The following is a 25,931-nucleotide window of genomic DNA, read 5'->3' on the forward strand; positions in this document are numbered from 1 at the left end:
CCTGCGACAGTGGAGGTCCTGAGGACATGAGCATGGCTGCCAATCTGCGGCTGACCGCTGCCGCTGCTGCCGAACTGGGGCGTCAAGCCGCTGTGGCGGGCACTCCTGGGCAGATGCATCTCGACCTCACCCCCGGCGACTGTGCGCAGCATGCGCTGCGCATCCGGGCCGGTCACTTGGCCGGCGTTGCCATCGCAAGGGCCGACGGCGTGACCCTGCACGCCCCTCCAGAGCAGCTCAAATTGCTCGAGGGCCTTTGCCTGGACTATCGCGGCGACCTCAGTGGTGGGGGCTTTCTGATCCGCAGCGCCAGCGGTGTTGAACCCTGTGCCTGCGGCGGTGCCTTCAGCCGCGTCTGATGGGGGACCGTCACCCGGTATCGTGGTCGATTGTCGAATCAGGTCGGGAGTCCGACCGCTCACCGACCATCGATGCCAACCATCCAACAGCTGATCCGCACTGAGCGCTCTCGCCTCAAGGCCAAGACGAAGTCCCCGGCCCTGAAATCGTGCCCTGAGCGTCGCGGTGTTTGCACCCGCGTTTACACCTCAACGCCGAAAAAGCCGAATTCGGCACTGCGCAAGGTGGCTCGTGTGCGCTTGACCTCCGGCTTTGAGGTCACGGCGTACATCGGTGGTGTTGGTCACAACCTTCAGGAGCACTCGGTTGTGCTGATCCGCGGTGGTCGTGTGAAAGATCTCCCGGGCGTCCGTTACCACATCATTCGCGGAACACTGGATACAGCTGGCGTGAAAGACCGGCGTCAGTCCCGCTCCAAGTACGGCGCCAAGGCTCCGAAGGAGTGATCACCGGTTTCCTCCCCATCCCCATCAAGTTCTGATCCCTAATGTCACGCCGCAACGCCGCTGAAAAGCGCCCGATTCTTCCCGACCCGCAGTTCAACAGCCGCCTCGCCACGATGATGGTGGTGCGCCTGATGCAGCACGGCAAGAAGTCGACGGCGCAACGGATCCTGTCCGACGCGTTCGGCCTGATCAACGAGCGCACCGGTGGAGATCCGCTAGAGCTGTTCGAAACAGCTGTCAAGAACGCCACCCCCCTGGTGGAAGTGCGTGCTCGACGGGTTGGTGGCGCCACGTACCAGGTGCCCATGGAAGTGCGCCAGGAGCGCGGCACCGCCATGGCCCTGCGCTGGCTGGTGAGCTTCTCCCGTGCCCGCAATGGCCGCAGCATGGCCCAGAAACTGGCTGGCGAATTGATGGATGCCGCCAACGAGGCAGGCAACGCCGTTCGCAAGCGCGAAGAAACCCACAAGATGGCCGAAGCCAACAAAGCCTTCGCCCACTACCGCTACTGAGCCTCTACAGGCCAGCCATCAACACAGATGTTCATGGCTGACCTGTAGAGTCGCTCCGCCTTTTCACGACCCACCCCCGGAGACTTTCCTGTGGCCCGCGACTTCCCCCTGGAACGCGTCAGAAATATTGGTATCGCTGCTCACATCGATGCCGGCAAAACCACCACGACAGAACGGATCCTGTTCTATTCCGGTGTGGTTCACAAAATCGGTGAGGTGCATGATGGCGCCGCCGTAACCGACTGGATGGCCCAGGAACGGGAACGTGGCATCACGATCACCGCAGCTGCCATTTCGACGTCCTGGCAGGACCATCGGATCAACATCATTGACACGCCCGGTCACGTGGACTTCACCATTGAGGTGGAGCGTTCCATGCGGGTGCTGGATGGTGTGATCGCCGTCTTCTGCGCCGTTGGTGGTGTGCAGCCCCAATCCGAGACCGTCTGGCGTCAAGCCGACCGCTATTCGGTGCCCCGGATGGTGTTCGTGAACAAGATGGATCGCACCGGTGCGGACTTCCTCAAGGTTCACGGCCAGATCAAGGATCGCCTCAAGGCAAACGCTGTTCCGATCCAGCTTCCGATCGGTGCTGAAGGTGAGCTGAGCGGCATCATCGATCTCGTGGCCAACAAGGCGTACATCTACAAGAACGACCTCGGCACCGACATCGAAGAAGCCGCAGTGCCGGCTGACATGGCCGATGAGGTTGCCGAGTGGAGGAACACCTTGATGGAGACCGTCGCCGAAACCGATGAGGCGCTGATCGAGAAGTTCCTCGAAACCGGCGAACTCAGCGTTGACGAGCTGAAGAAAGGCATCCGTGAGGGCGTGCTCAAGCACGGCCTGGTGCCCATGCTCTGCGGCTCCGCCTTCAAGAACAAAGGTGTGCAGCTGGTGCTCGACGCCGTGATCGACTACTTGCCGGCTCCCGTTGACGTTCCCCCGATCCAGGGTGTGCTTCCCGACGGCAGCGAAGCTGTGCGTCCGTCCGACGACAACGCCCCCTTCAGTGCCCTGGCCTTCAAGGTGATGGCCGATCCCTACGGCAAGCTCACCTTCGTGCGGATGTACTCCGGCATCCTCGAGAAAGGCAGCTACGTCCTGAACTCCACCAAGGGTGAGAAAGAGCGCATTTCCCGTCTGGTGGTGCTCAAGGCCGATGACCGTGAGGAAGTCGACGCTCTGCGCGCCGGCGACCTCGGTGCCGTACTCGGACTGAAGAACACCACCACGGGTGACACCCTGTGCACCCAAGATGATCCGATCGTCCTCGAGACCCTGTTCATCCCCGAACCGGTGATCTCCGTGGCCGTTGAGCCGAAGACCAAGGGCGACATGGAGAAGCTCTCCAAGGCTTTGGTTGCTCTGGCAGAAGAGGACCCCACCTTCCGCGTCAACACCGATGCCGAGACCGGCCAGACCGTGATCGCCGGCATGGGCGAACTCCACCTTGAGATTCTGGTGGACCGCATGCTGCGTGAGTTCAAGGTGGAAGCCAACATCGGCGCACCTCAGGTGTCGTACCGGGAAACCATCCGTGGTTCTGCAGGTGGCGAAGGCAAGTTCTCTCGTCAGACCGGTGGTAAGGGTCAGTACGGCCACGTTGTGATCGAAATGGAACCGGGTGAACCCGGATCCGGCTTCGAATTCGTCAACAAGATCGTCGGCGGTGTCGTTCCGAAGGAATACATCAAGCCCGCTGAGCAGGGCATGAAGGAGACCTGCGAATCCGGTGTGATTGCCGGATACCCACTCATCGACGTGAAATGCACCCTGGTGCATGGCTCGTATCACGACGTCGACTCCTCGGAGATGGCGTTCAAGATCGCGGGATCCATGGCCTTCAAGGACGGCGTCAAGAAGTGCAACCCAGTTCTTCTTGAGCCGATGATGAAGGTCGAGGTCGAAGTTCCCGAGGATTTCCTCGGTTCGATCATCGGCGACCTGTCCTCCCGACGAGGTCAGGTTGAGGGCCAGTCCGTCGACGACGGCACGTCCAAAATCTCGGCCAAGGTGCCCCTTGCCGAGATGTTCGGTTACGCCACCGAGCTCCGCTCCATGACCCAGGGCCGGGGCATTTTCTCGATGGAATTCGACAATTACGCCGAAGTTCCTCGCAATGTGGCCGAGGCCATCATTTCCAAGAATCAGGGCAATTCCTGATCTCTAAACTCCTCCAAACCCAACCCTCGATTCTTTAAACACCCATGGCACGCGAGAAGTTCGAAAGGAACAAGCCCCACGTCAACATCGGCACCATCGGCCACGTTGACCACGGCAAGACCACCCTCACCGCTGCGATCACCAACGTGCTCGCCAAGAAGGGTCAGGCCGAGGTTCAGAACTACGCCGACATCGACGGCGCCCCTGAAGAGCGTGAGCGCGGCATCACCATCAACACTGCTCACGTTGAGTACGAAACCGAGAGCCGTCACTACGCCCACGTGGACTGCCCTGGCCACGCGGACTATGTGAAGAACATGATCACTGGTGCCGCTCAGATGGACGGCGCCATCCTGGTGTGTGCCGCCACCGACGGCCCGATGGCCCAGACCAAGGAGCACATCCTCCTGGCAAAGCAGGTGGGCGTTCCCGCTCTGGTGGTTGCCCTGAACAAGTGCGACATGGTCGATGACGAAGAGATCATCGAACTGGTGGAGATGGAGATCCGCGAACTGCTCTCCAGCTACGACTTCCCCGGCGATGACATCCCCGTGGTTCAGGTCTCCGGCCTGAAGGCCATCGAAGGCGAGGCTGAGTGGGAAGCCAAGATCGAAGAACTGATGGCGGCTGTTGACGCCAGCATCCCTGAGCCTGAGCGGGAAGTGGACAAGCCCTTCCTGATGGCTGTGGAAGACGTCTTCTCCATCACCGGTCGCGGCACCGTGGCCACCGGCCGTATCGAGCGCGGCATCGTCAAAGTCGGCGAAGAAATCGAAATCGTCGGCATCAAGGACACCCGCAAGACCACCGTCACCGGTGTGGAAATGTTCCGCAAGCTGCTCGATGAGGGCATGGCTGGCGACAACGTTGGTCTGCTGCTGCGTGGCATCCAGAAGGAAGACATCGAGCGCGGCATGGTGCTCGTGAAGCCCGGTTCCATCACCCCTCACACCAAGTTCGAGGGTCAGGTGTACGTGCTCAAGAAGGAAGAAGGCGGCCGCCACACTCCTTTCTTCGCTGGCTACCGCCCGCAGTTCTACATCCGTACAACGGACGTGACCGGCCAGATCACCGCCTTCACCGCGGAAGACGGTTCCAACGTGGAAATGGTGATGCCTGGTGACAACATCCAGATGACCGGTGAGCTTATCTGCCCCGTCGCCATCGAGCAGGGCATGCGCTTCGCCATCCGCGAAGGCGGCCGCACCATCGGTGCTGGCGTGGTCTCCAAGATCATCGAGTGATCAGCGCAAGCTGAACCTCACGGCAGGAGATGGAGGGGCCCAGCCCCCCATCTCCTACATTTTTCAGAACCTCGACAACTGAAGCCCTGCTTCGAGCTCGAAGCTTTTTCGCTCCCTTCCTATGTCCACTGCCATCGCTCAGCAGAAGATCCGCATCCGCCTGAAGGCGTTTGACCGCCGCATGCTTGATCTCTCTTGCGACAAAATCATTGAAACGGCCGACAACACCGCTGCAACCGCGATCGGTCCGATCCCCCTGCCAACGAAACGCAAGATCTACTGCGTTCTGCGCTCTCCCCACGTGGACAAGGACTCCCGCGAGCACTTCGAGACCCGCACCCACCGTCGGATCATCGACATTTACAGCCCGTCGGCCAAAACCATCGACGCACTGATGAAACTTGATCTCCCCAGTGGTGTGGACATCGAAGTGAAGCTCTGATCCGTTCGATCAGGACGTCATTTTCCTAGGATTAAGCTGCCTACAACACGGCGTTCGTGTCCGACTTTTCTGTGAGGGAGCTTCCCCTGTTCCCCCTGCCGGACGTCGTGTTGTTCCCGCAGCAGCTCCTGCCACTGCACATTTTTGAATCGCGATATCGGATGCTTCTCCAGACAGTTCTGGAGACCGACAAGCGCTTCGGCATTGTCCGCATCAACCCTGAGAACGGCGAAATGGCCGAGATCGGGTGCTGCGCTGAGGTGCTTCAGCACCAAACCACGGAAGACGGCCGCAGCTACATCGTCTCGTTGGGCCAACAACGCTTCCGCCTGCTCAACATCACGCGGGAAACGCCCTACCGAACGGCCATGGTGAGCTGGCTGGAGGATGGCCCTGTGTCCGATACCGACCAGCTCAACAGCCTGCGGGACAAGGTCAGCGAAGCCTTGGGCGACGTCGTTCAGCTGACCAGCAAACTGCAAAACCGGGAGGTGGAACTGCCTGACGATCTGCCTGATCTGCCGCGGGAGCTGTCCTTCTGGATCAGCGCCCATCTGGATCAGGCTGCATCGGAGCAACAGAGTCTTCTGGAACTGACCGACACCCATGAGCGGTTGAGCCAGCAATTTGAAATGTTGGATCACACCCGACGTCAGTTGGCGGCCCGCACCGTGTTGATGGATCTGAAGTGATGCTGGGATCTCTACTGGTGGTGGCCGGCGCCGTTGGAGCCACCGGAGTTGCACTGTGGCTTCGCCGTGACCGGCGCTATGAATCGTCTGAGAGTGTTGCCTCCGCCTACGACGCCTGGACGGACGACCGTTTGTTGGAGCAGCTCTGGGGAGAGCACGTCCATCTCGGTCATTACGGGACCCCAACCGGCTCCTGCGACTTCCGCGACGCCAAGGAAGCCTTTGTGCATGAGCTGGTGCGGTGGAGCGGTCTGGATCAACTCCCCCCCGGCAGCCGGGTGCTGGATGTTGGATGCGGCATCGGTGGCAGCGCCAGAATCCTGGCGCGGGATTACGGGTTGGACGTTCTCGGCATCAGCATCAGCCCGGCCCAGGTGGAACGAGCCACACAACTCACCCCATCAGGCCTGAGCTGCCGCTTCCAGGTGATGGACGCTTTGGATCTTCAACTGCCCGATCAGAGCTTTGATGCAGTCTGGAGTGTGGAGGCCGGTCCACACATGCCGGACAAACAGCGTTATGCCGATGAACTGCTGCGGGTCCTGCGCCCTGGGGGGCTGCTTGCTGTGGCCGACTGGAACCGCCGTGACCCCAGCGATGGCGGCATGACGCGAACCGAACGCTGGGTTATGCGTCAGCTGCTCAACCAGTGGGCCCACCCTGAATTCGCCAGCATCAAGGGGTTCCGCCAGAACCTCGACAACAGCGTCCACCACCGTGGCGAGATCGTTACCGATGACTGGACCCAGGCCACGCTCCCCTCATGGGTTGACTCCATCGTCGAGGGAATCCGACGTCCCTGGGCCGTGCTCAGCCTGGGACCTAAAGCGGTCCTGCAAGGCCTGAGAGAAACACCGACGTTGCTGCTGATGCACTGGGCCTTTGCCACCGGGCTGATGCAATTCGGCGTCTTCCGGATCAGAAAAGACTGATCCTCAAGAGCCACTCAAATCACGGCTGGGGTAGGCACCGAAATGGGCGAGATGCTCGCAAAGCGGTTGCAACTGGGCGATCAGGTCCGCCAACGCCGTTGACGGAGCCGGCGGCAGTTCCACATCCACGAAGAACACATATTCCCCTAACTCCCGTTTGGACGGTCGCGATTCAATCCGGCTCATGTTCAGCCCCCGCTCAGCCAAACAGGCCAGAGCCTCAAGCAAGGCCCCTGGCGCATTGCGATGCAGCGAGAACGCCAGGCTGGCCACATCGCCATGCTCACTGCGCTCCCCACGGCGCAACAGGAGAAAACGGGTGCGATTGCCCGCAACATCATTCACAGGGAACGCCAGCTCATCCAACCCGTGTTCCCGGGCAGCGGTCTGGGAGGCGATCGCAGCACGGAAGGGGCTGCCCGCCACCATGCGAGCGGCTTCAGCCGTTGATGAGGTGGGCAATTGCAAGGCATCGGGCAGATGCTGGGCCAACCAGCCACTGCACTGGGCCAGGGCCTGCGGATGGGACAGCACTTCGGTGACCCTGCCGAGCGTCCCGCTCCCCAGCAATGCGTGCTGAATCGGCAGCACCAAAGCCCTGCGAATACAAAGCTCGGGATGGGACCACAGTGCATCGAGGGTCGCGGTCACTCCCCCCTCAACCGAGTTCTCAATCGGGACAACGGCCGCATCACACTGCCCCCCCGCCAGTTGTTCCACCACCGCTCGAAGACCAACGCAGGGAACGAGCTGGACATCCTCGAGGGCGTCCTGTCCGATCAAAACCCGGGCGGCCTGCTCGCCATAGGTCCCGGCAGGACCAAGGAATGCGAGACGTGTAGGCATCGAAGCCGCACTGCATGGACTCGATAAGATCATGCCGCGTCAGGTGAAGTCCATGCCCCTGGCCTTCGAAGCCAGTCAAAAGCTTGATCTGCCGGTGAGAAGCGGCGCCGAGCGGCTGCCCACTTACCTGCTGGAGGAAGAACGCGTCCTCGGAGCCCTGTTGGACGCCAAACAGCTCACCCGCCTGCAGCCAGGGCGTTACCGCTATGTGGTGACCAGCCTTCAGGTCTTTCAACTGCACGTGAAACCTGTGGTGTCTCTCCAGATCCACATGGACGGCAACACGCTGGTGATGAAGGCCCTCGACTGCGAACTGGAGGGTCTGGGGATCGTTGATGACTTCGCCTTGAATCTGGAAGCCCGGCTTGCCGCCACACCCAAGGGGCTCCAGGGGCATGCCCAGCTGTCGGTGAGCGTAAGCCAGCCATCACTGCTGAAGCTGATTCCCAAGCGGGTGTTGGAGTCAACGGGGGAATCGATCCTGAATGGCATCCTCATTGGCATCAAAGCCCGTGTTGGCCAGCAACTCATCGACGACTACCGCAGCTGGTGCCGGGCGACAGCGGGGCAAGACTCAACCGAGCAACCGCTTCAGGAACGTGTGCCGATGCAGGGGCGTGGGGCCTGAGGCCATCAGGCTCTGGCGGTGCTGTGCCGTGCCGTAGCCCACATGGCGCTCGAGGCCGTAACCAGGGAAGCGAGCCGACAAACGTCGGATGAGGGCATCCCTAGCCTCCTTGGCCAGAACACTCGCCGCAGCAATGGCCGCTGATCGGCTGTCCCCTGCCACAACACAGCGCTGCGAACCCGGCCACAGCCTGAGGGGAAGATTGCCATCCACCAGCACCAGGCCGGGGCTCTGGGGCAGGCGCTGCAGGGCCCGCAGCATGGCGCGTTCGGTGGCGACGCGGATGCCGCAGGCGTCAATTTCGCGCGCGGAGGCCTGGCCCAGGCCGGATCCCACACACAGCGCCTGAATCAAGGGAACCAGAGCAGCCCGACGCTTGGCCGCGAGTTTCTTGCTGTCGGTGAGGCCCGCCTTCAACAGGTCTTCGGCAGCTGATTTTTCGAGCACCACAGCGGCCGCAAACACAGGACCAAACAAGCAACCGCGACCGACTTCATCCACACCTGCCACATCCCTCCCGAGAGGGAGGGACTCCTGGGCGGTCATCCGGCTCAGACCGTGGCGACAGCCGAGGAGCGGCGACGGCGACGGCGAGGCTCCTCGGGCTCAGCTGTTTCCGCCGTAGCCACAGGCTCGGGCTCAGCCGGTTCACTGATGGGGGCTGGTTCTGGTTCGCTGATCGTCACGTTGGTCACCGCTTCCAGGGGGGTGATCTCCACCATCAAAGGAGTCGACTCATCCGAAGCGGGTGAGGTAACGACAACGGGCGTTTCGGCGGTTGGTGTCGCGGTGGGCTGACTTGAGCCATTGCGTGACCCTGAACGACCGCCCCGTCCGCCGCGACGACGGCGCCGTCCGGAACTGGCCGCCAGTTGCTGACGCGCAGCTTCCAAGATCTCTTGCTCGTCCTCACCAGGACGAACAACCCTGACAACCACATTGTCGGATTCAGGAGGCTTCTCCAACAGCAGGGCAGGATTCAACCCAAACCAACCAAACAACTGCTGCTGCTCATCGGTCATCGGCACAGCAACCAATTCAGGGTCCTGACGGCGGGCGACCGCGGGCTCCTGAGCATCCTGGGTCGACACCTCAGGGGACGTGGGTTCGGACGTCTCGACCGGAGGAACGGCATCCTGACTGCCGCGGCCGCGGCCTCCGCGTCGTCGCCGGCCATTGCCACCGTTCTCTCCAGACGGAACCACTTCAGCGCGGGCAGAGGCCGCTGAACGCACCAATCCCGTGGCGGTCGCCAGGGGCTGGAGCAGATCTTTGCCGGGAAGAACGGCCACATGGCCCAGGCCTCCACAGCTGGGGCAAGCCCTTCCGAAGAGTTCATAGATGTTCTGCCCTTGGCGCTTGCGGGTGAGCTCCACCAGGCCCAATTCACTGAGCTGTGCGATCTGCGGCCGAGCGGAATCGTCACGGACGGCTGTCGTGAAGTGCTCCAGCAGCTGAAGCTGATCACGACGGGAATCCATATCGATGAAATCGATGATGATCACCCCGCCGATGTTGCGCAGCTTGAGCTGACGGGCGATCTCAATCGCCGCCTCACAGTTGGTCCAGAGGACGGTTTCGCGCGCATTGGCCGAGCGCGTGAACGAGCCGGAGTTCACGTCAATCACCGTGAGTGCTTCGGTGGGCTCGATAATCACGTAGCCACCGGATGGCAGGTCTACCCGAGGCTTCAGCGCATCGCGGATGGCGGCATTGACCTTGTAGTGCTCCAGCAACTCGCTGGATTCACCGTGAGCTTCCACCAGCACAGTGCTGGCATCAGCGCCAAGGAAGCTGCTCACACGATCCACAGCGGCGGCATCATCCACCACCACCCGGGCCAGATCCGGACCCATGTGGTCCCGCAGAATCCGATGGATGAAGTCTTCATCGCGATTGAGCAGAACCGGGGGGGAAGCCGTCTCGGCGGCTTGCTGAATGGCCTCCCACTGGCGCAGCAAGGATTCCAGATCTTCAATCAGCAGGTCTTCGCTGATGCCATCGGCTTCCGTACGAATCAACAGTCCGGCCCCGGGAGGCTTGATCAGGACACCCAGAGCGCGCAGTCGGTTCCTTTCCGCATCGGGACCGATGCGACGAGAAATGTTCACACCCTGTCCATGGGGCTGCAACACCAGGTAGCGCCCCGGCAGGGCCAGGTTCCCCGTCAAGCGTGGGCCCTTGGTGCCTGTCGGCTCCTTCATCACCTGCACCAGAACCTTCTGACGCGGCTCAAGAAGTTCAGTAATTCCTGCAGAACCTTTCTTCAGACGCAGGGGGCCGAGATCAGTGACATGGATGAATCCGTTCTTCTCACTTTCACCGATATTGACGAAGGCGGCATCAATGCCAGGCAAAACATTTTCGACCGTTCCTAAGTAGACATCTCCAATCTGATAACGACCCTGCGCGACGATCAGTTCATCAACACGTTCATCGGTCAGCACCGCTGCGATGCGCAGCTGCTCCGCGATGACAATTTGCTGGGGCATAGGACAACTGGTGAAGCCCGCTTCAGGGCCGAATCCGTTGTGGGACCAGCCGGTCCACACGCGCGGGGTTGCAAAAAAGATCTGAGCTGGTCAACGAGACCGAAAGGATGCGGAGCAGGAACTCCTATGACTCAAGGCTTTGGGTTCCAAAAAAGACCGCCACACAAGCCGTGAGATGGACCTCGATATCCGTGGGGATCAGACAAGACCGGAACATGGTTGGTTCCGACGGACGGAACACCTGTTCTGTAGCCAAATTAGCACTGCGCTTCAAGCAGCAGGGCTTCTCGCACCAAGCGTTGCACCTGCAAGGGCTGGCGGACGCTCTCGGCAAGCCAGTGCTGAATCTGAGCAGGACGCAAGCTGCGGCCCATCTCATCCACCGCTGCTTCCAAGCGAAGCCGAATGGATCCATTGGCGTTCTGATCCGTTACCTGCAGCGCCTTCAACGCGGGGCGGCAATCCCGCTCCCGGGGGCGGCCCTTCTTATCGGTGTCGTGCCACACCAAGGTTGTGGCCTGCAGGAGCTGATCCACCGCCGCAGTCCAATCCAATGGCATCGGGGCCTGCTCCTGCGGCACGAGATCAAAACACCAAATGGCCACCATCAGTTCTTGCGAAAGGCTTTTGCCGCTGACGGGAACCTCGGCTGCCGCCAGCAGCTGAATGCCCTCCGGCAACAACGGCTGCAGCGTCTTGCAGAAGTGGTTGGGATCCAGGGCCTCGGTGAATTCCAGATCCATCCACTCGCTCTGGGCCTCAGCACCGAGGGGCAGTGCCAAAGCGATCTGAATCCGTGGCAGAGGATGAAACCCACCGGTGAAGCTGATCGGAAGCGCACTGCGACGCAGGGCCCGCTCCAGCATGCGCATCAGATCAAGATGGCTGAGCAGCGCCATCGATCCCGTTTTGGCGAATTGCACCCGGATCCGGCACACCCGTTCACTTGGCGGAGCCTGGGTCGGCACCTGGGTTGGCACCTCGGGAGGGGGAACAACCACGTTGTGGCCGAGATCCGGGCCGCAGACCCCACAACTGCTGCAGCCATCAAAGGAGCAGTCGGGCACAACCGCCGCTGCCAGAGCCCGTTGCAGATCGTCCGCCAGCCAGGCCTTGTCGATCCCGGTGTCAATGTGATCCCAGGGAAGCGGCTGAGCACAGAACGCTTCCAGGTCCTCCCGATCCAGGGCCGCCACGGCACTCCAGCCCCCCACCTCCATCTCCCGGTACCGCCCCTCCAGGCCAGCATCCGCGATGGCTCCGGTCCAGGCGGCGTAGGTGCGATCTAGCGACTCGAACCAGGCATCCATGCCGGCACCGGCCCGCCAGGCGGCCTCGATCACCGGGGCAAGGCGCCGATCGCTGCGGCCCACAAAATCCTCCATGGCCGAAAGCCGCACATCAGTGAAATTCACCTTCACGCCACGCAAACGCCTGAAGGCCTCTTTGAGCAGGGCCTGACGCCGCTGAAACTCAGCCGTGGAGACGCTGTGCCACTGGAAAGGGGTGTGGGGCTTGGGCGTGAAATTGCTGATCGTGATGTTCAGGTTCAGCCGACCCAGGTCACGGCAGCGCTGCTGCAGCATCACGCAGGTCTCGGCAATGCCGAAAACATCGGCATCCGTCTCACCAGGGAGGCCGATCATGAAATACAGCTTCACCTTGCGGTAGCCGTTCTGCATGGCCGTGCGGATTCCATGCAGCAGGTCGTCATCGGTGAGGCCCTTGTTGACGATGTCGCGGAGGCGCTGCGTTCCGGCCTCTGGGGCGAAGGTGAGACCCGCTTTCCGTGTGCCACCCAGGATGTGGGCGATGTCTTCGTCAAAGCGATCCACCCGCTGGCTGGGCAGCTGAAGCGTGACGTTCTGATCCGCAAGGCGGTTGCGCAACTCAACCCCCACCGCCGGCAGCGCCAGGTAGTCGCTGCAGCTCAGGGAAAGCAGCGAGAAATCGCTGTAGCCGGTTTGTTTCATCCCGGTCTCCACCGCCTCGATCACGGCCTCGGGTTCCACATCCCGAGCCGGACGCGTCAACATTCCGGGCTGGCAGAACCGACATCCCCGGGTGCAACCGCGGCGAATCTCCACCGTGAGACGGTCATGCACCGTTTCCACATGGGGCACAAGGCCCATGGCGTAGTGGGGCATCGGCGTGGCCACACGGCGAAGAACCCGCGCTGGAACATCAGGGTGAAGCGGCTCAAGGGTGACCCCATCGGCGCCGGTTCCATAGAGCGCAGGCACGTAAACGCCAGGGACCTGGGCTAGATCGCGGAGCAGTTGCGATCGCGTCAAACCATCGGCTTTGGCTTGCGCCACCACCAGACCGATTTCGGGCAACAGCTCCTCACCGTCACCCAGGGCGATGAAGTCGAAGAACGGGGCATAGGGCTCTGGATTGCTGGTGGCGGTGGGACCACCGGCAAAAATCAGAGGAGGTGCCGCAGGATCACTCAGCGGCAAATCGCCCCGATCAGCGGCGCGAATGGGAACCTGCGCCAGGTCCAGCATCTCAAGGATGTTGGTGGCGCCAAGTTCGTAACTGAGGCTGAAGCCCAGGATGTCGAAGGCCGGCAAGGGCCGACGGCTTTCCACGGCAAACAAGGCCTGGGAGCGCTTCCGCAAGCGGCCAGCCAAATCAGCCGCCGGGAGATAGGCGCGATCACACAACTGCCCAGGGACGGCATTGAGGATCGAATAAAGAATGATGTGGCCGAGGTTGCTGGAGCCCACCTCATAAATCTCGGGATAGGTGAGCGCCCAGCGAACCGATGCTGTGTGCCAATCCCGTGGTTCAACCCCCAACTCGTGCCCCATGTAGCGAGCCGGTTTGTTGATGGCGCTGTCCACCAGGGCATGGAAATCAACCGGGTGATCCAGAGATGAAGCGACCACGACGGATGTTCTGACTCCTGAGGTCATCGTATGGAGCTGCCGACACGGCAGGATGCCCCGCAGAAATAGCTTCCGGTTCCGTGGTTCAGGTCAACGGCAATTACCTCAAGCTCAAAGCGGGCTACCTGTTCCCTGAGATCGGTCGGCGCGTCAAAGCCTTCAGCGGCGCCAATCCTGATGCAGCGCTGATCCGCCTGGGCATCGGTGATGTGACGGAGCCCCTGCCGTTGGCCTGCCGTGAAGCCATGAAAACTGCCATCGATGCGATGGGCACCGCCGAAGGCTTCCACGGCTATGGCCCCGAACAGGGCTACGGCTGGCTGCGGGAGGCCATCGCCAAGAACGACTTCCAAGCCCGAGGCTGCGACATCAGTACCGAGGAAATTTTTGTTTCCGACGGCTCCAAGTGCGACAGCAGCAACATCCTCGACATCCTCGGCGAGGGCAACAAGGTGGCCGTTACGGACCCCGTCTATCCGGTGTACGTGGACAGCAACGTGATGGCTGGCCGCACCGGGGAAGCCGGAGAGATCGGTCGCTATGCGGGGCTGACCTACCTGCCGATCAGCGCAGACAACGGTTTTGCAGCGCAGATTCCCAGTGAACCGGTCGATCTGATCTACCTCTGCTTCCCCAACAACCCCACCGGGGCCGTCGCCACCCGGGAGCAACTTCAGGCCTGGGTGAACTACGCCCGTTCCAATGGAGCCCTGATCTTGTTCGATGCTGCGTATGAGGCCTTCATCCAGGATCCGGAACTCCCCCATTCCATCTTCGAGATCGAAGGCGCCCGGGACTGCGCCATCGAATTCCGTTCCTTCTCCAAAAACGCTGGCTTCACCGGCACACGCTGTGCCTTCACCGTGGTGCCCAAGGGGCTGAAAGGCAAAGCGGCCAACGGCGAAGCGGTGGAACTCTGGGGGCTGTGGAACCGACGTCAGAGCACCAAGTTCAACGGTGTGAGCTACATCATTCAGCGCGGAGCTGAGGCTGTTTACTCCGAAGCCGGTCAGGCCGAAGTGAAGGCCCTGGTGAGCTTCTACATGGAGAACGCCGCGATCATTCGCCGCGAACTCAGTGCGGCAGGTCTCACCGTCTATGGCGGCGAACACGCGCCCTACGTCTGGATCAAGACCCCTGAGGGCATGGACTCCTGGGGTTTCTTCGACCATCTGCTCAACAAAGCCAACGTGGTGGGCACCCCCGGCAGCGGTTTCGGTGCCGCTGGCGAAGGGTATTTCCGCTTGTCAGCCTTCAACAGCCGCGCCAATGTGGATGAAGCCATGGCCCGCATCAAGGCGCTGTGAGCCGCTCCCCGTTCGCATTCCCTTTAGATTTCAATCGCTTCGGATCAATGGCCATGGCGGTGGACTCTCCCAGCCAAAAACCAGGTGGTGCAGCTGTTCTAGACAAAGCGCCAGAGCGGGTTCGCAAGCGCTCGCCTCGCTACAAGGTGCTGCTGCACAACGATCCGGTGAACTCCATGGAATACGTGGTGGCCACCCTGCAGCAGGTTGTGCCTCAACTCAGCGAGCAGGACTGCATGGCCGTGATGCTGGAAGCCCACAACACCGGAGTAGGCCTGGTGATCGTGTGTGACATCGAACCGGCTGAGTTCTATTGCGAGATGCTGAAATCAAAGGGGCTGACCAGCACGATCGAACCGGAAGACTGATTGATCCGCACCATCAACGCCTGGCTGAATTGGTTGATTCTGCTGACCCCGCGTTGGCTCCCGGCGTTGCTGCTCGTTCCGGTTCTCTATCTGATCGGCTGGATTAAAGCGAAAACGCTCACCTTATTTGGGCTGCCTGACGATGCTGTCTCGCTGGTGGGAACGCTGTTCAGCTTTCTGATGTTTGTGGTGTTGATGCCGCGCTGGGTGCGCCTGCGCTGGCATCGCAGCTCTCCATGGCAAACCCTTGGCCTCAGAAGCAGCACATCTTCAAGATCTTCCAGGACCGCCTCATTTCTGGGGGGCCTGCTGAGGGCTGGCCTGCTGCTGACGCTGGTGGTGGTTCCTCTTGTGCTAGGCCACTGGATCCAATGGCAAGGGCAAGGATCATGGAGGCTTGTGGGGGATGCCCTGCTGCTGTTGTTTGGTGTTGGCTTGGCAGAAGAGCTGATCTTTCGCGGTTGGCTCTGGGAGGAGCTGAATCAGTTGCTCGGTCCGCGTGTCGGGATGATTGGCCAGGCCTTGATTTTCAGCTTGGTCCACACCCGGTTCAACCTGGGTGTATGGCCGATGTTGGGCCTGCTCACGGGATTGTTCCTTCTGGGCCTGGTGCTGGCGCTGCGGCGACGGCTAGACCATGGCTCACTTTGGGGCTGCATCGGCCTGCATGGCGGCCTCGTCAGCGGCTGGTTTTTGCTGGACCAAGGCCTCTTTGAATTGTCTGTCGATGCTCCTGCCTGGCTGACCGGCCCGGGTGGTAACCAACCCAATCCACTGGGTGGAGCCATAGGAATTAGCACTTTAGCTTTGTTGTGCTGGCGCACCAAAAAACAGGAAAGCCACTCTTGACTTACGACACATCGGCCAAACAAATCGGCTAAAAATAAAAGTACAACCACAACACCACTTCATTCACCGAGCACCTTGTCGACGAAAGAAAAGTCGAACGACTGAACCTGCGAGCAAACAACAGAAAGATTAATGCTTGAGATTGGGAATAGTCTCGATCAAGACATGACGAATTAAATTACAGAATGGCATTTGCCAAAGCTTTTTTGCCCTCAACTGGCGCACGTAACGCTTCCTGCAGCGGTGCGATGCCGTAATCCCTTTCGAGAAGTGACATCACTGTGCGACCGAAATCTGCAGGATTGCGATCAAAGGCCTCGAGACACACCCGGCCAAAGGTGCTTCCCATCGGCTCAGGGTTCCAGAGAAGTTTGCGAGCCGTCCACGGCATCATGCTCATCGGGTTGTAACCCGGCTTGATCAGACCCTGATCAAACCCGTACTGCTCAAGGTGCGTGTGAGGCTGCAAACCGATGAAAAAGATGGCTGGCTCAACCAAATCAGCGCCGAAAATGGTCTCCAGCTCACGGTGATAAGCCACGGTCTGACTGATCGTTTCCGGCCGCTCGTCGATCACATTGAAGGAGTAATTCACCGACACGTGGTCTCGGAAGCCCGCATCCGCCAGCATCCGACAGCTCTCCAGAACAGTGCGCAGGTTGTATCCCATGCGCATCTTGCGGACCAGCTCCTGCGAGCCGGATGTGATGCCGATCTCGAAATAGCTCATGCCCGTCTCCACCATCAGCTGAGCCAATTCAGGATCCAGATTGTCGGCGCGGATGTAGGCAGCCCAACGAATGCCGGTCAGTCCTTCAGCTTTGATCGCCCGCAGCAGTTCCTTGGCGTCTTCGATGTAGCGCCGCGCAGGGATGAACTGGGCATCGGTGAACCAGAAACCACGCACGCCGCGGTCGTACAGCTGACGCATCTCTTTCACCACTTCATCCACGGGGTTGAGGCGCACCTGCTTGCCCTCCACCACCGTGTAGACGCAATAACAACAGTTGTGGGGACAGCCGCGCTTGGTCTGAACACCCACGTAAAAATCGCCGCCCTCGAGGTACCAATTGAGCTGGGGCCAGATCGAAGCGATGTAGTCGTAATCGCAGGCAGTTTTGGGCCGACTTTCCGGCTGCTCATGGATCAGGCCTGAACGTGGCTTTTCGCCCACCACGAAGCAACGTTCCCCGTCGAGAGGCTGCCCTTGGATCAACTTCTCAAGCAGCGGCTCCCCCTCACCGATGGACACAACTGTTCCCTCGGGGAGCGACTTGCCGAGTTGTTCGTAGAACACACTCACGGCCCCACCGCCCAGAACCGCTCTGGCCGCCGACTGGTGGCGGCGCGCCCGTTTCAAGCCCTGACGCACCAAACGCTGGTTTCTGCGCAGCTCGCCGTAATGACTGCGCATCAACTGAAGCCCGCCCAAGGCTCCATGCAGACGTTTCAGTGGATTGCGGGCGTAGAACACCTCAAACGAATTCTGCAGAGGGTTACCGCCGCGTCCATCGACCGGCGCATAGATCTGAATGTCTCTCCAGGAGAAGACCAGCAGCGTCGGCTGAAACTGGTCAACGGTGGCGTCCAGCACGCGATGGACGTCCAGCACAGGCAGGGCCGCGAGATCCAGGACGCGTTGCGGCATCTCCGGAAAACACTTGTGCAGATGGTCGGCGAGATAGATGGGCCCGATCGGAAAGATCGGATTGCAGGGCAGCCGAACCAGCAACACCCTTTCCTGTTGTGGTGCCACGTCAGCTGCCATAGGGGTTTCGGGACGCTAACAAGCACGGCGGCCGAGGGGCTGAGGCCCTCTTCACAACAGCTTCATAAAGCTCGCGACACACAGCGCAAACTTCCGTTACATTGCCTAGAGGCAGGGCTCTCCTGCCCTTCCTTAAACCGTTCCTTCGGGAACATTTCTTTCCGTTCTCATGACCACCACCCTCCAGCAGCGCTCCGGCGCTTCCAGCTGGCAGGCCTTCTGTGAGTGGGTCACCTCCACCAACAACCGTCTCTACGTCGGTTGGTTCGGTGTCTTGATGATCCCCACCCTGCTGGCTGCCACGATCTGCTTCATCGTTGCTTTCGTTGCCGCTCCTCCGGTTGACATCGACGGCATCCGTGAGCCTGTCGCTGGCTCTCTGATCTACGGCAACAACATCATCTCCGGTGCTGTTGTTCCTTCCTCCAACGCCATCGGCCTGCACTTCTATCCCATCTGGGAAGCTGCTTCTCTCGATGAGTGGCTGTACAACGGCGGTCCTTACCAGCTGGTTGTCTTCCACTTCCTGATCGGCATCTTCTGCTACATGGGTCGCGAGTGGGAACTCTCCTACCGCCTCGGCATGCGCCCCTGGATCTGCGTTGCTTACAGCGCACCTGTGGCTGCTGCTTCTGCAGTGTTCCTGGTTTACCCCTTCGGTCAGGGTTCCTTCTCTGACGGCATGCCCCTGGGCATCTCTGGCACCTTCAACTTCATGTTGGTGTTCCAGGCTGAGCACAACATCCTGATGCACCCCTTCCACATGCTGGGTGTCGCAGGTGTGTTCGGTGGATCCCTGTTCTCCGCCATGCACGGCTCCCTGGTGACCTCCTCCCTGGTGCGTGAAACCACCGAGAGCGAGTCCCAGAACTACGGCTACAAGTTCGGCCAAGAGGAAGAGACCTACAACATCGTGGCTGCCCACGGTTACTTCGGTCGCCTGATCTTCCAATACGCCTCCTTCAACAACAGCCGCAGCCTTCACTTCTTCCTGGCTGCCTGGCCTGTCGTTGGCATCTGGTTCACTGCCCTGGGCGTCAGCACCATGGCTTTCAACCTGAACGGTTTCAACTTCAACCAATCCATCCTTGATGGTCAGGGCCGTGTCCTGAACACCTGGGCTGATGTGCTGAACCGCGCCAACCTCGGCATGGAAGTGATGCACGAGCGCAACGCTCACAACTTCCCCCTCGACCTGGCTGCTGCTGAGTCCACTCCTGTGGCTCTGCAGGCTCCTGCCATCGGTTGATCTGGAATCAACCTGTTCACATCTGAACAGCAAAACGATTCAGATCAACTGAATCGGAAAGCCCCCTCCTCGGAGGGGGCTTTTTGTTGTGAAAGCAAGCAGCAGCGCCACGATGACCGCAGCAGTCATCACCCCATGACGCCGCCCGCAGTCAACGCAGACGTCTGGGGAGATCCATCGCTGCTGAGATTCAACCGTCCAGACCATGCCCCTTGGTCGGACGTTCTCCGCGGTGCCGTCGTCACAGCAACCCTGGCCTGGTTGGTCCTGGCATTTGATGCATCTCTGCTGCTGATTCCGATCACCCTGGGGGCCACCTTCACCGCCATCGCTGAAACGGGCCCCGGACGTGATCACCCCTGGGAGACCATGATCTGGACCTCCGCAGGCTTGACCCTGGGCGCGGGGCTTGGAGCGGTCGTCGCCGAAAACACACCGATTGCAGTTCTGGTGAGCGGTGCAACCGGATTGATCTGCACCTTGATTGCTGCCCACAACGCCCGCACAGCCCTCTCAGGCCTGCTGACCCTCGTGGTGTTCACCATCTACGTCGGCTACCCGGGGCCAACGGAAGCCGTGATCGCTCAGATGAGCATGATTCTGCTCGGAAGCTGGGTTCAGACCCTGCTCTGCGTCGTCGTGCGATCGCTCGCCAAACGCCGACACCAACCCAGGGAACAACGACCACGCTTGATCGACATCAGCCAATGGCAAAGCAGCCTGCATCGACGCCATGGCATCCGCCTCGCCATCACATTGATGCTCGCGACAGCAATATCGGAATCAAGTGGATGGTCCCATCAGTACTGGCTGCCGATGTCGGTGGTCTGGATGAGCAAAGTGAACCTCAACACCACCGGCAGCCGCGTGCTGCACAGGTTTCTGGGGACGCTGGTCGGCCTCTGCGGGATCGGACTGCTCAACCTTGCGATGACATTGCATGGCGATGACTGGCTCCCGGTCTCTGTACTGGGAGCAGGGTTACTGATCGCCTACATCTGGGTGCACTACGCCACCGCCGTCGTCGGCGTCACGCTGTATGTCGTGGCAGCATTCGCCATGGTGGGAGATCCAGTCCAAAACACGATCCTCTATCGGATGCTCGATACGACATATGCAGCCGCACTGGTTGTTGGCGCTGCCTGGATCGACCAGACCCTAAACAAAAGGCTCCACGTCGACAGCTGAGCTGAACCCCGCCGGCTCTGCCGTTCAACTGATCCGTGGGCATGGAGCTCCCAGCATCAGCAACACCACAGCGGTCGAGATCAACGTGCAAAACTCCACGATCAAGAGAACCAGCACGGCGTGGTCAGACCCAAGAAGAAGAGGAAAAAACGCAGCCCCATCCAGCGCCTGATCCGCTGGGGTCCATGGCATTACCGCTTCTGGCGGGAGATCGCACGGTGGTGCTATGAGAAATCACTTCACAACCCCGCCGTTGTTGCAGCAGACGAGAGCTTCCCAGCTCACCGAGAGCTGTTGGAGTCTTACCAGCAGATACGCCAGGAAACCCTGGAGGTCGCCCTTGCAGGACGCCTGCCGGCCTTTGGCGAATTTGTCGAGCAACAGCGCACGCTGTATGAATTCGACGGCAAGGTCTGGGGTGTGCTGCCGTTACGGGGCTATGGCTACAACTACCCCGCCAATCAGGCACTGATCCCTGCCTTGCGGAGCTTTCTCCAGCGTCACCCCAACGTCGTTTCAGCGGCCGTGAGCCTGTTCCCCCCGGGGTTGGTGTTGCGGCCACACAAAGGCGCCTTCAAAGGGGTTTGGCGCTACCACCTGCCTCTCTATGCGGAGGATTTTGGCGACGGCCGCAGTTCCTGTGAACTGATGATTGATGGCAACACCTATTACCTGCAGGAAGGCGAAGGGTTTCTCTGGGATGACACGTTCATGCACGCAGCGACCAATCGCTCCAACCAGCCAAGGGTGGTGTTGCTGTTCGACGTCTTTCGCAACGACCAACCGTTCTGGCTGGTCGGCATGAGCTGGATCTTCATCTCGGCAGCCCAGATCTGGCAGCATCTTCTGAACAAGCGACAGCGTGCAGGCCTGCAATGAATCAGGAGCAGACCCTGATCCAGCAGCTCCAGTTGGCTCCCCATCCCGAAGGAGGTTGGTACCGCGAGTTGCATCGAAGCCAGGATCGGGTTCAGCGCCAGGATGGTGTCACGCGATCCGCATTAACGGCGATTCTGTTCCTGTTGCCAGCCGATGCCGTCAGTTGCTGGCATCGCGTGATCGGCGCCGATGAAGCCTGGACGCACATCGATGGAGCCACGCTGGAGCTCTTTCAGTGCCAGGCGGATGGCACGGCACTCAGACGTGATGCACTGGATGAAGCCAACCCCGTTCAGGTGGTCCCAGCCAATGTGTGGCAGGCGGCGCGCAGTCTGGGTGATTACAGCCTGGTGAGCTGTTGTGTCGGTCCAGGGTTTGACTTCTTGGATTTCGAGATGGTCCGGCAGCAAGCCGCAACAGAACGCCTGAAATGGCCCCATCCGGAGTTGATCTGAACCGATGGCTTCGTAGCCTCACCGCATCGATCAATGGCCATGGGCAGCAGCTTCGGCGACCTCTTCCGGATCAGCACCTTCGGTGAATCCCACGGTGGAGGGGTGGGTGTGATTGTGGAGGGCTGTCCTCCGCGGCTCAACCTGAGTGTCGCGTCCATTCAGGCCGAGCTTGATCGACGCAAGCCGGGCCAGAGCCACATCACAACGCCACGCAAGGAGGCGGATCAGGTGGAAGTCCTCAGCGGGTTGCTGGATGGCGAAACCACCCTGGGGACGCCGATCGCCATGGTGGTGCGCAACAAGGACCAACGGCCAGGAGATTACAAGGACATGGCCGTCGCCTTTCGGCCATCCCATGCCGATGCCACCTATCAGGCGAAGTACGGAATCCAGGCGCGCAGCGGCGGAGGACGTGCTTCTGCGCGTGAAACAATCGGGCGTGTCGCAGCAGGTGCGATCGCCAAGCAGCTGCTGCAACAAGCCGCTGGAACCGAAGTCCTGGCGTGGGTGAAGCGAATCCACAGCATCGAAGCCTCCGGCATCGACCCGCAGCAGGTTCAACTCAGCGACGTGGAAGCGAACATCGTTCGCTGCCCCGATCCAACGGTGGCCGAGCAGATGATTCAAAGGATTGAAGCCATTGGCCGTGAAGGCGATTCCTGCGGCGGCGTGATCGAATGCGTGGTGAGGCATCCCGCCATTGGCTTGGGGATGCCGGTGTTCGACAAGCTCGAAGCCGACCTCGCCAAAGCGGTGATGTCGCTCCCTGCCACCAAGGGATTCGAAATTGGCTCCGGTTTCGACGGAACGCTGCTGAAAGGAAGCGAGCACAACGATGCCTTTCTGCCGAGCGACGATGGCCGGCTGAAAACCGCCACCAACAACTCCGGCGGCATCCAAGGGGGCATCAGCAACGGTGAACCGATTGTGATCCGGGTGGCCTTCAAGCCAACGGCCACGATCCGCAAGGAGCAACAGACCATTGATTCCGATGGCAAAGCCACAACGCTGGCAGGAAAAGGTCGGCACGACCCCTGCGTTCTGCCCCGGGCCGTGCCGATGGTGGAAGCAATGGTGGCGCTTGTTCTGGCGGATCACCTGCTGAGGCAGCAGGGGCAATGCAGCCTTTGGTGAACAGCCTCAGGTCAGAGAGACGCCGCAGCTGTGCTTCCGTTGGAGCTGGCGACCGCGGCCACCGGTTTCGCCTTCGCCGCACTGCGGGTCCGCGTGCGGCGAACAGTCTTTTTGCTGGCCGGAGCCTTTGCTGAGACAGGTTTTTTGGCCGACATCGTTTTCTTCACCGTCCGGCGTGTCCGACCGGTTGTTCCACGGCTGCGATGGCTGAGCACGAGGGCCCACTCCTCATCACTGAGGGTGGAGGGCTTGCTCCCGTGGGCATAGGACAACTTGGCCGCCTTCTCGATGTCCTTGATCAGATTGGACCAGGACGTGGCGAATCGCTTGTCTGACTGGGACTTCGCACCACTTTCGACCAGGGTCTCGACGACCCCGGCAGCCGAAACCTTCTTGCGGCGACGATTGAAGATCTCCTTCTGAAGCTGAGCGATCAGGGCATCGGCCTTGTCGCTGAGCTTGATCGTGAGCTGCGACATGACGCAGTTGGATAGCTATCTCATCTGTAGCATCCGGGACTCACGCCAACCCATTGGTGGTATCAAGGCTGGGTTGTCGATTGGCCCAACCAGTCGAGCAGTGCTTCAAAAGCAGGCGCAGAACCCACAACCCTGCGTCCCAGCGCCACGGCGCCATGCCCCGCCTCCAGCCAGACGGAGATGTCACTCACCTCAAGACCGCCTGCCGCGATCACAAAGGGCAAGGGACCGAGCGGTGCATGCAATCGCCCCCAATATCCCGGCCCCAGGTTCGCCGCAGGAAACAGCTTGACGACACGACATCCGTGCCGCATGGCTTGATGCACTTCTGAGGGACTGAACACGCCAGGCACCAGCAACACGCCAAGGGCCCTGGCCTGCTCCACCAACTCCGGACACCAGCAGGGCGCCATGGCATAGCCAAGGTTCAACCGGGAAAGAACTGTCAGCGCCTTGGTCGATGTGACAGAAGCCACTCCGAGGTTCAGGGCGGGGCAGAGGTCCTGAATCCGTTGGATGAACTCCACCCAACCCGGCTGATTCAGCCAGGCCACTTCGAGATGGCGCAGACCTGCGGCGTGGAGCTGCTGCACTTGCCCCAATAAGCGAGATCCCGCACCGGTGGGTGCGAGGTCGTTGGGCTCAGGCCGAACCACCAACAAAAGAGGCTGACGCTGCAGGGATGCCACCAAGAGCTCCTGCCGCACCAGCCAAGGGTTGGAAGACGGTTTGAAATCAGACGTATTCGGCGACCCGCACGTCACGTTGGATCAGCAGCTCCTGAAGCTCTTCGGCATCAACAGTCTCCTGCTCAACGAGCATCTCGGCCAACTCATCCAAAACAGATCGGTTGTCAACAAGAACCTTGGTGGCGCGCTTGTAGGCCACGTCCACAAGTTCAGAGACCTCCTTATCGATCATCGCTGCGGTTTCTTCGGAGAAGTCTCGCTCTGCTGCAATGTCGCGGCCGAGGAACATTCCACCCTGCGCGCGACCCAGGGCGACAGGACCCAGCTCGTCGCTCATGCCGAAGCGCGTGATCATCTGACGCGCCGTTGAAGCAACCTGCTGGAGATCGTTGGAGGCACCTGTAGTGACCTCGTCTTCGCCATAGACGATCTCTTCCGCAACCCGACCACCGAGGGCAACCGCCATCTGGTTCTGGAGGTAAGCGCGTGAGTACAGCCCCGACTCCATCCGCTCTTCACTCGGGGTGAAGAACGTCAGTCCTCCGGCGTTGCCGCGGGGAATGATGGAGATTTTCTGAACCGGGTCGTAATCAGGCATCAAAGCCCCAACGAGGGCATGACCAGCCTCGTGATAAGCCACCAAACGGGCGCGACGCTCGCTCATGACGCGGTCTTTCTTCTCCGGACCCGCCATGACCCGTTCGATGGCATCACTGATCTCGTCGTTGCTCACTTCCGAGAGTTCGCGACGGGCAGCGAGGATGGCAGCTTCATTGAGAAGGTTGGCCAGATCAGCACCGGTGTAACCGGGTGTCCGTCGGGCAACTTTGTCGAGATCGACGTCCTTGGCAAGAGTTTTGCCGCGTGCATGCACGCCGAGGATCTGGAGACGTCCTGCGTAGTCGGGGCGATCAACGGTGACCTGACGATCAAAACGTCCGGGGCGCATCAAGGCTGCATCCAGCACATCGGGGCGGTTGGTGGCCGCCACGATGATGATGCCGGTGTTGCCCTCGAAGCCGTCCATCTCCGTCAGGAGCTGGTTCAGAGTCTGTTCACGTTCATCATTGCCGCCGCCGAGGCCTGCGCCCCGCTGACGACCGACGGCGTCAATCTCGTCAATGAAGACGATGCAGGGAGCATTCTTCTTGGCTTGCTCAAAAAGATCGCGAACTCGGCTGGCACCAACGCCAACGAACATCTCAACGAACTCAGAACCGGAGATCGAAAAGAACGGAACACCTGCTTCACCCGCCACGGCCTTAGCGAGCAGGGTCTTACCGGTGCCGGGAGGCCCAACAAGAAGAACGCCTTTCGGGATCTTTGCGCCGACGGCTGTGAAGCGATCGGGGTTCTTGAGAAAGTCGACGACCTCGGTGAGTTCAAGCTTCGCTCCTTCAATCCCGGCCACATCGGTGAAAGTGACCTGGGTGGAGGGCTCCATCTGCACCCGCGCCTTGCTCTTGCCGAACTGCATGGCGGGATTCCCACCACCTCCGCCTTGGGAGCGCCGGAAGAGGAAGAACAAGCCACCCAGCAGAAGGAGCGGGAAGATCAAGCTGCCAGCGGCTTGCTGCCATCCAGGGGTCTGACGGGAGGGCTGAACGGCGATGTCGACGTTGTGGTCGGTCAGCAAACCGAGCAGCTCACGGTCGGGGGCCAGGTTGACCTGAGCACGACGACCATCGTTTTCCACCACCTGAGCCGTGCCCTGGTCCGGGGAGATCAGAACCCGGCTGATCTGGTCATCCTTCACCGCCTCAACGAACTCGCTGTAGCGGATGGTGTTCACCTGGGGCTGGCTCCCACCACCGCCACCAATGAACGCTGGAGCAATCACAACGATCGCCAGGACCAAAAGGGCCCCAAGACCGATATTTCGCCAACGCTTGTTCACAGGCCGTCTCGTAGA

At 60.5% G+C, this 25,931-nt stretch carries 25 protein-coding genes; 17 read left to right on the forward strand and 8 right to left on the reverse strand.

The window, feature by feature from the left end; all coding sequences use genetic code 11:
• Positions 1-32 precede the first annotated feature (32 nt).
• The 8 genes from KR52_RS00790 (at position 33) to KR52_RS00825 (ending at position 6,794) form a co-directional block, all read left to right on the forward strand.
• A complete protein-coding gene (locus KR52_RS00790) occupies positions 33-359 on the forward strand; it encodes an AIR synthase (protein ID WP_038556640.1) in 327 nt (108 codons plus the stop codon).
• A gap of 72 nt (positions 360-431) precedes the next feature.
• Positions 432-806: a 30S ribosomal protein S12 gene (rpsL, locus tag KR52_RS00795; protein ID WP_006850614.1), complete on the forward strand. Its 375-nt coding sequence runs from the start codon at positions 432-434 to the stop codon at positions 804-806.
• A gap of 41 nt (positions 807-847) precedes the next feature.
• Positions 848-1,318, forward strand: coding sequence for a 30S ribosomal protein S7 (gene rpsG, locus KR52_RS00800; RefSeq protein WP_006849937.1), 471 nt, complete (start codon positions 848-850; stop codon positions 1,316-1,318).
• Positions 1,319-1,408: 90 nt separating this feature from the next.
• Entirely contained in the window at positions 1,409-3,484 is a 2,076-nt protein-coding gene (gene fusA / locus KR52_RS00805) for an elongation factor G (RefSeq protein ID WP_038551288.1), read from the forward strand.
• Between the two features lie 44 nt (positions 3,485-3,528).
• A complete protein-coding gene (gene tuf / locus KR52_RS00810) occupies positions 3,529-4,728 on the forward strand; it encodes an elongation factor Tu (protein ID WP_038551290.1) in 1,200 nt (399 codons plus the stop codon).
• A gap of 121 nt (positions 4,729-4,849) precedes the next feature.
• Positions 4,850-5,170: a 30S ribosomal protein S10 gene (gene rpsJ / locus KR52_RS00815; protein WP_006042265.1), complete on the forward strand. Its 321-nt coding sequence runs from the start codon at positions 4,850-4,852 to the stop codon at positions 5,168-5,170.
• Between the two features lie 56 nt (positions 5,171-5,226).
• Positions 5,227-5,862, forward strand: coding sequence for an LON peptidase substrate-binding domain-containing protein (locus KR52_RS00820; protein ID WP_038551294.1), 636 nt, complete (start codon positions 5,227-5,229; stop codon positions 5,860-5,862).
• The gene (locus tag KR52_RS00825) at positions 5,862-6,794 is read left to right on the forward strand and encodes a methyltransferase domain-containing protein (RefSeq protein WP_038551297.1); all 933 of its coding nucleotides are present in this window, start codon (positions 5,862-5,864) and stop codon (positions 6,792-6,794) included. The genes KR52_RS00820 and KR52_RS00825 overlap by 1 nt, the downstream gene beginning before the upstream one ends.
• A 3-nt stretch (positions 6,795-6,797) precedes the next feature.
• Here the strand turns inward: KR52_RS00825 and pheA are convergent, their stop codons facing one another.
• Entirely contained in the window at positions 6,798-7,640 is an 843-nt protein-coding gene (gene pheA / locus KR52_RS00830) for a prephenate dehydratase (RefSeq protein ID WP_038551300.1), read from the reverse strand.
• Positions 7,641-7,671: 31 nt separating this feature from the next.
• On the opposite strand from pheA, the gene KR52_RS00835 reads away from it, so the two are divergent.
• Positions 7,672-8,268 (forward strand): DUF1997 domain-containing protein, encoded by a 597-nt coding sequence (locus KR52_RS00835; RefSeq protein ID WP_084221919.1) that lies wholly within the window; start codon positions 7,672-7,674, stop codon positions 8,266-8,268.
• Here the strand turns inward: KR52_RS00835 and KR52_RS00840 are convergent.
• The 3 genes from KR52_RS00840 to KR52_RS00850 all read right to left on the reverse strand — a co-directional run bounded on the left by KR52_RS00840 (position 8,215) and on the right by KR52_RS00850 (position 13,681).
• On the reverse strand, positions 8,215-8,814 hold the full coding sequence (locus KR52_RS00840) for a ribonuclease HII (protein WP_038551302.1): 600 nt from the start codon (positions 8,812-8,814) through the stop codon (positions 8,215-8,217). The genes KR52_RS00835 and KR52_RS00840 overlap by 54 nt on opposite strands.
• Positions 8,815-8,819: 5 nt before the next feature.
• Positions 8,820-10,760, reverse strand: a complete 1,941-nt coding sequence (locus KR52_RS00845) for an Rne/Rng family ribonuclease (RefSeq protein WP_038551304.1) — start codon at positions 10,758-10,760, stop codon at positions 8,820-8,822.
• A gap of 257 nt (positions 10,761-11,017) precedes the next feature.
• Positions 11,018-13,681 carry a TIGR03960 family B12-binding radical SAM protein gene (locus KR52_RS00850; protein ID WP_038551307.1) on the reverse strand — a complete coding sequence of 888 codons (2,664 nt, stop codon included), beginning with the start codon at positions 13,679-13,681 and terminating at the stop codon, positions 11,018-11,020.
• A gap of 53 nt (positions 13,682-13,734) precedes the next feature.
• On the opposite strand from KR52_RS00850, the gene KR52_RS00855 reads away from it, so the two are divergent.
• From KR52_RS00855 to KR52_RS00865, 3 genes are read left to right on the forward strand one after another with little or no spacing between them, the layout of a single operon-like run.
• Positions 13,735-14,961, forward strand: a complete 1,227-nt coding sequence (locus KR52_RS00855) for an LL-diaminopimelate aminotransferase (RefSeq protein WP_038551309.1) — start codon at positions 13,735-13,737, stop codon at positions 14,959-14,961.
• Between the two features lie 47 nt (positions 14,962-15,008).
• The gene (gene clpS / locus KR52_RS00860; protein WP_038551312.1) at positions 15,009-15,329 is read left to right on the forward strand and encodes an ATP-dependent Clp protease adapter ClpS; all 321 of its coding nucleotides are present in this window, start codon (positions 15,009-15,011) and stop codon (positions 15,327-15,329) included.
• Positions 15,330-16,178 (forward strand): CPBP family intramembrane glutamic endopeptidase, encoded by an 849-nt coding sequence (locus KR52_RS00865; protein ID WP_051834237.1) that lies wholly within the window; start codon positions 15,330-15,332, stop codon positions 16,176-16,178.
• A gap of 178 nt (positions 16,179-16,356) precedes the next feature.
• Here the strand turns inward: KR52_RS00865 and KR52_RS00870 are convergent, their stop codons facing one another.
• Positions 16,357-17,946 carry a photosystem II high light acclimation radical SAM protein gene (locus tag KR52_RS00870; protein WP_038551314.1) on the reverse strand — a complete coding sequence of 530 codons (1,590 nt, stop codon included), beginning with the start codon at positions 17,944-17,946 and terminating at the stop codon, positions 16,357-16,359.
• A gap of 169 nt (positions 17,947-18,115) precedes the next feature.
• On the opposite strand from KR52_RS00870, the gene psbA reads away from it, so the two are divergent.
• From psbA to aroC, 5 genes are all read left to right on the forward strand, one after another.
• Positions 18,116-19,195: a photosystem II q(b) protein gene (psbA, locus tag KR52_RS00875; RefSeq protein WP_038551317.1), complete on the forward strand. Its 1,080-nt coding sequence runs from the start codon at positions 18,116-18,118 to the stop codon at positions 19,193-19,195.
• Positions 19,196-19,330: 135 nt separating this feature from the next.
• Complete coding sequence (locus KR52_RS00880; RefSeq protein WP_038551320.1) at positions 19,331-20,383, forward strand: FUSC family protein; 1,053 nt, start codon at positions 19,331-19,333, stop codon at positions 20,381-20,383.
• A gap of 120 nt (positions 20,384-20,503) precedes the next feature.
• Positions 20,504-21,262, forward strand: a complete 759-nt coding sequence (locus KR52_RS00885) for an aspartyl/asparaginyl beta-hydroxylase domain-containing protein (RefSeq protein ID WP_038551323.1) — start codon at positions 20,504-20,506, stop codon at positions 21,260-21,262.
• Complete coding sequence (locus KR52_RS00890; RefSeq protein WP_051834238.1) at positions 21,259-21,717, forward strand: cupin domain-containing protein; 459 nt, start codon at positions 21,259-21,261, stop codon at positions 21,715-21,717. Before KR52_RS00885 ends, KR52_RS00890 begins: the two co-directional genes overlap by 4 nt.
• A 39-nt stretch (positions 21,718-21,756) precedes the next feature.
• On the forward strand, positions 21,757-22,851 hold the full coding sequence (aroC, locus tag KR52_RS00895) for a chorismate synthase (RefSeq protein WP_038556648.1): 1,095 nt from the start codon (positions 21,757-21,759) through the stop codon (positions 22,849-22,851).
• An 11-nt stretch (positions 22,852-22,862) separates the two neighbouring features.
• Here aroC and KR52_RS00900 read toward each other — a convergent pair whose 3' ends face one another.
• The 3 genes from KR52_RS00900 to ftsH form a co-directional block, all read right to left on the reverse strand.
• The gene (locus KR52_RS00900) at positions 22,863-23,330 is read right to left on the reverse strand and encodes a hypothetical protein (RefSeq protein WP_038551327.1); all 468 of its coding nucleotides are present in this window, start codon (positions 23,328-23,330) and stop codon (positions 22,863-22,865) included.
• 62 nt (positions 23,331-23,392) lie between these two features.
• On the reverse strand, positions 23,393-24,037 hold the full coding sequence (locus tag KR52_RS00905) for a bifunctional 4-hydroxy-2-oxoglutarate aldolase/2-dehydro-3-deoxy-phosphogluconate aldolase (RefSeq protein WP_253912426.1): 645 nt from the start codon (positions 24,035-24,037) through the stop codon (positions 23,393-23,395).
• 28 nt (positions 24,038-24,065) lie between these two features.
• Complete coding sequence (ftsH, locus tag KR52_RS00910; protein WP_038551333.1) at positions 24,066-25,916, reverse strand: ATP-dependent zinc metalloprotease FtsH; 1,851 nt, start codon at positions 25,914-25,916, stop codon at positions 24,066-24,068.
• Between the last annotated feature and the right edge of the window lie 15 nt (positions 25,917-25,931).

This window comes from Synechococcus sp. KORDI-52 (assembly GCF_000737595.1).
Classification (GTDB): Bacteria; Cyanobacteriota; Cyanobacteriia; order PCC-6307; family Cyanobiaceae; genus Parasynechococcus.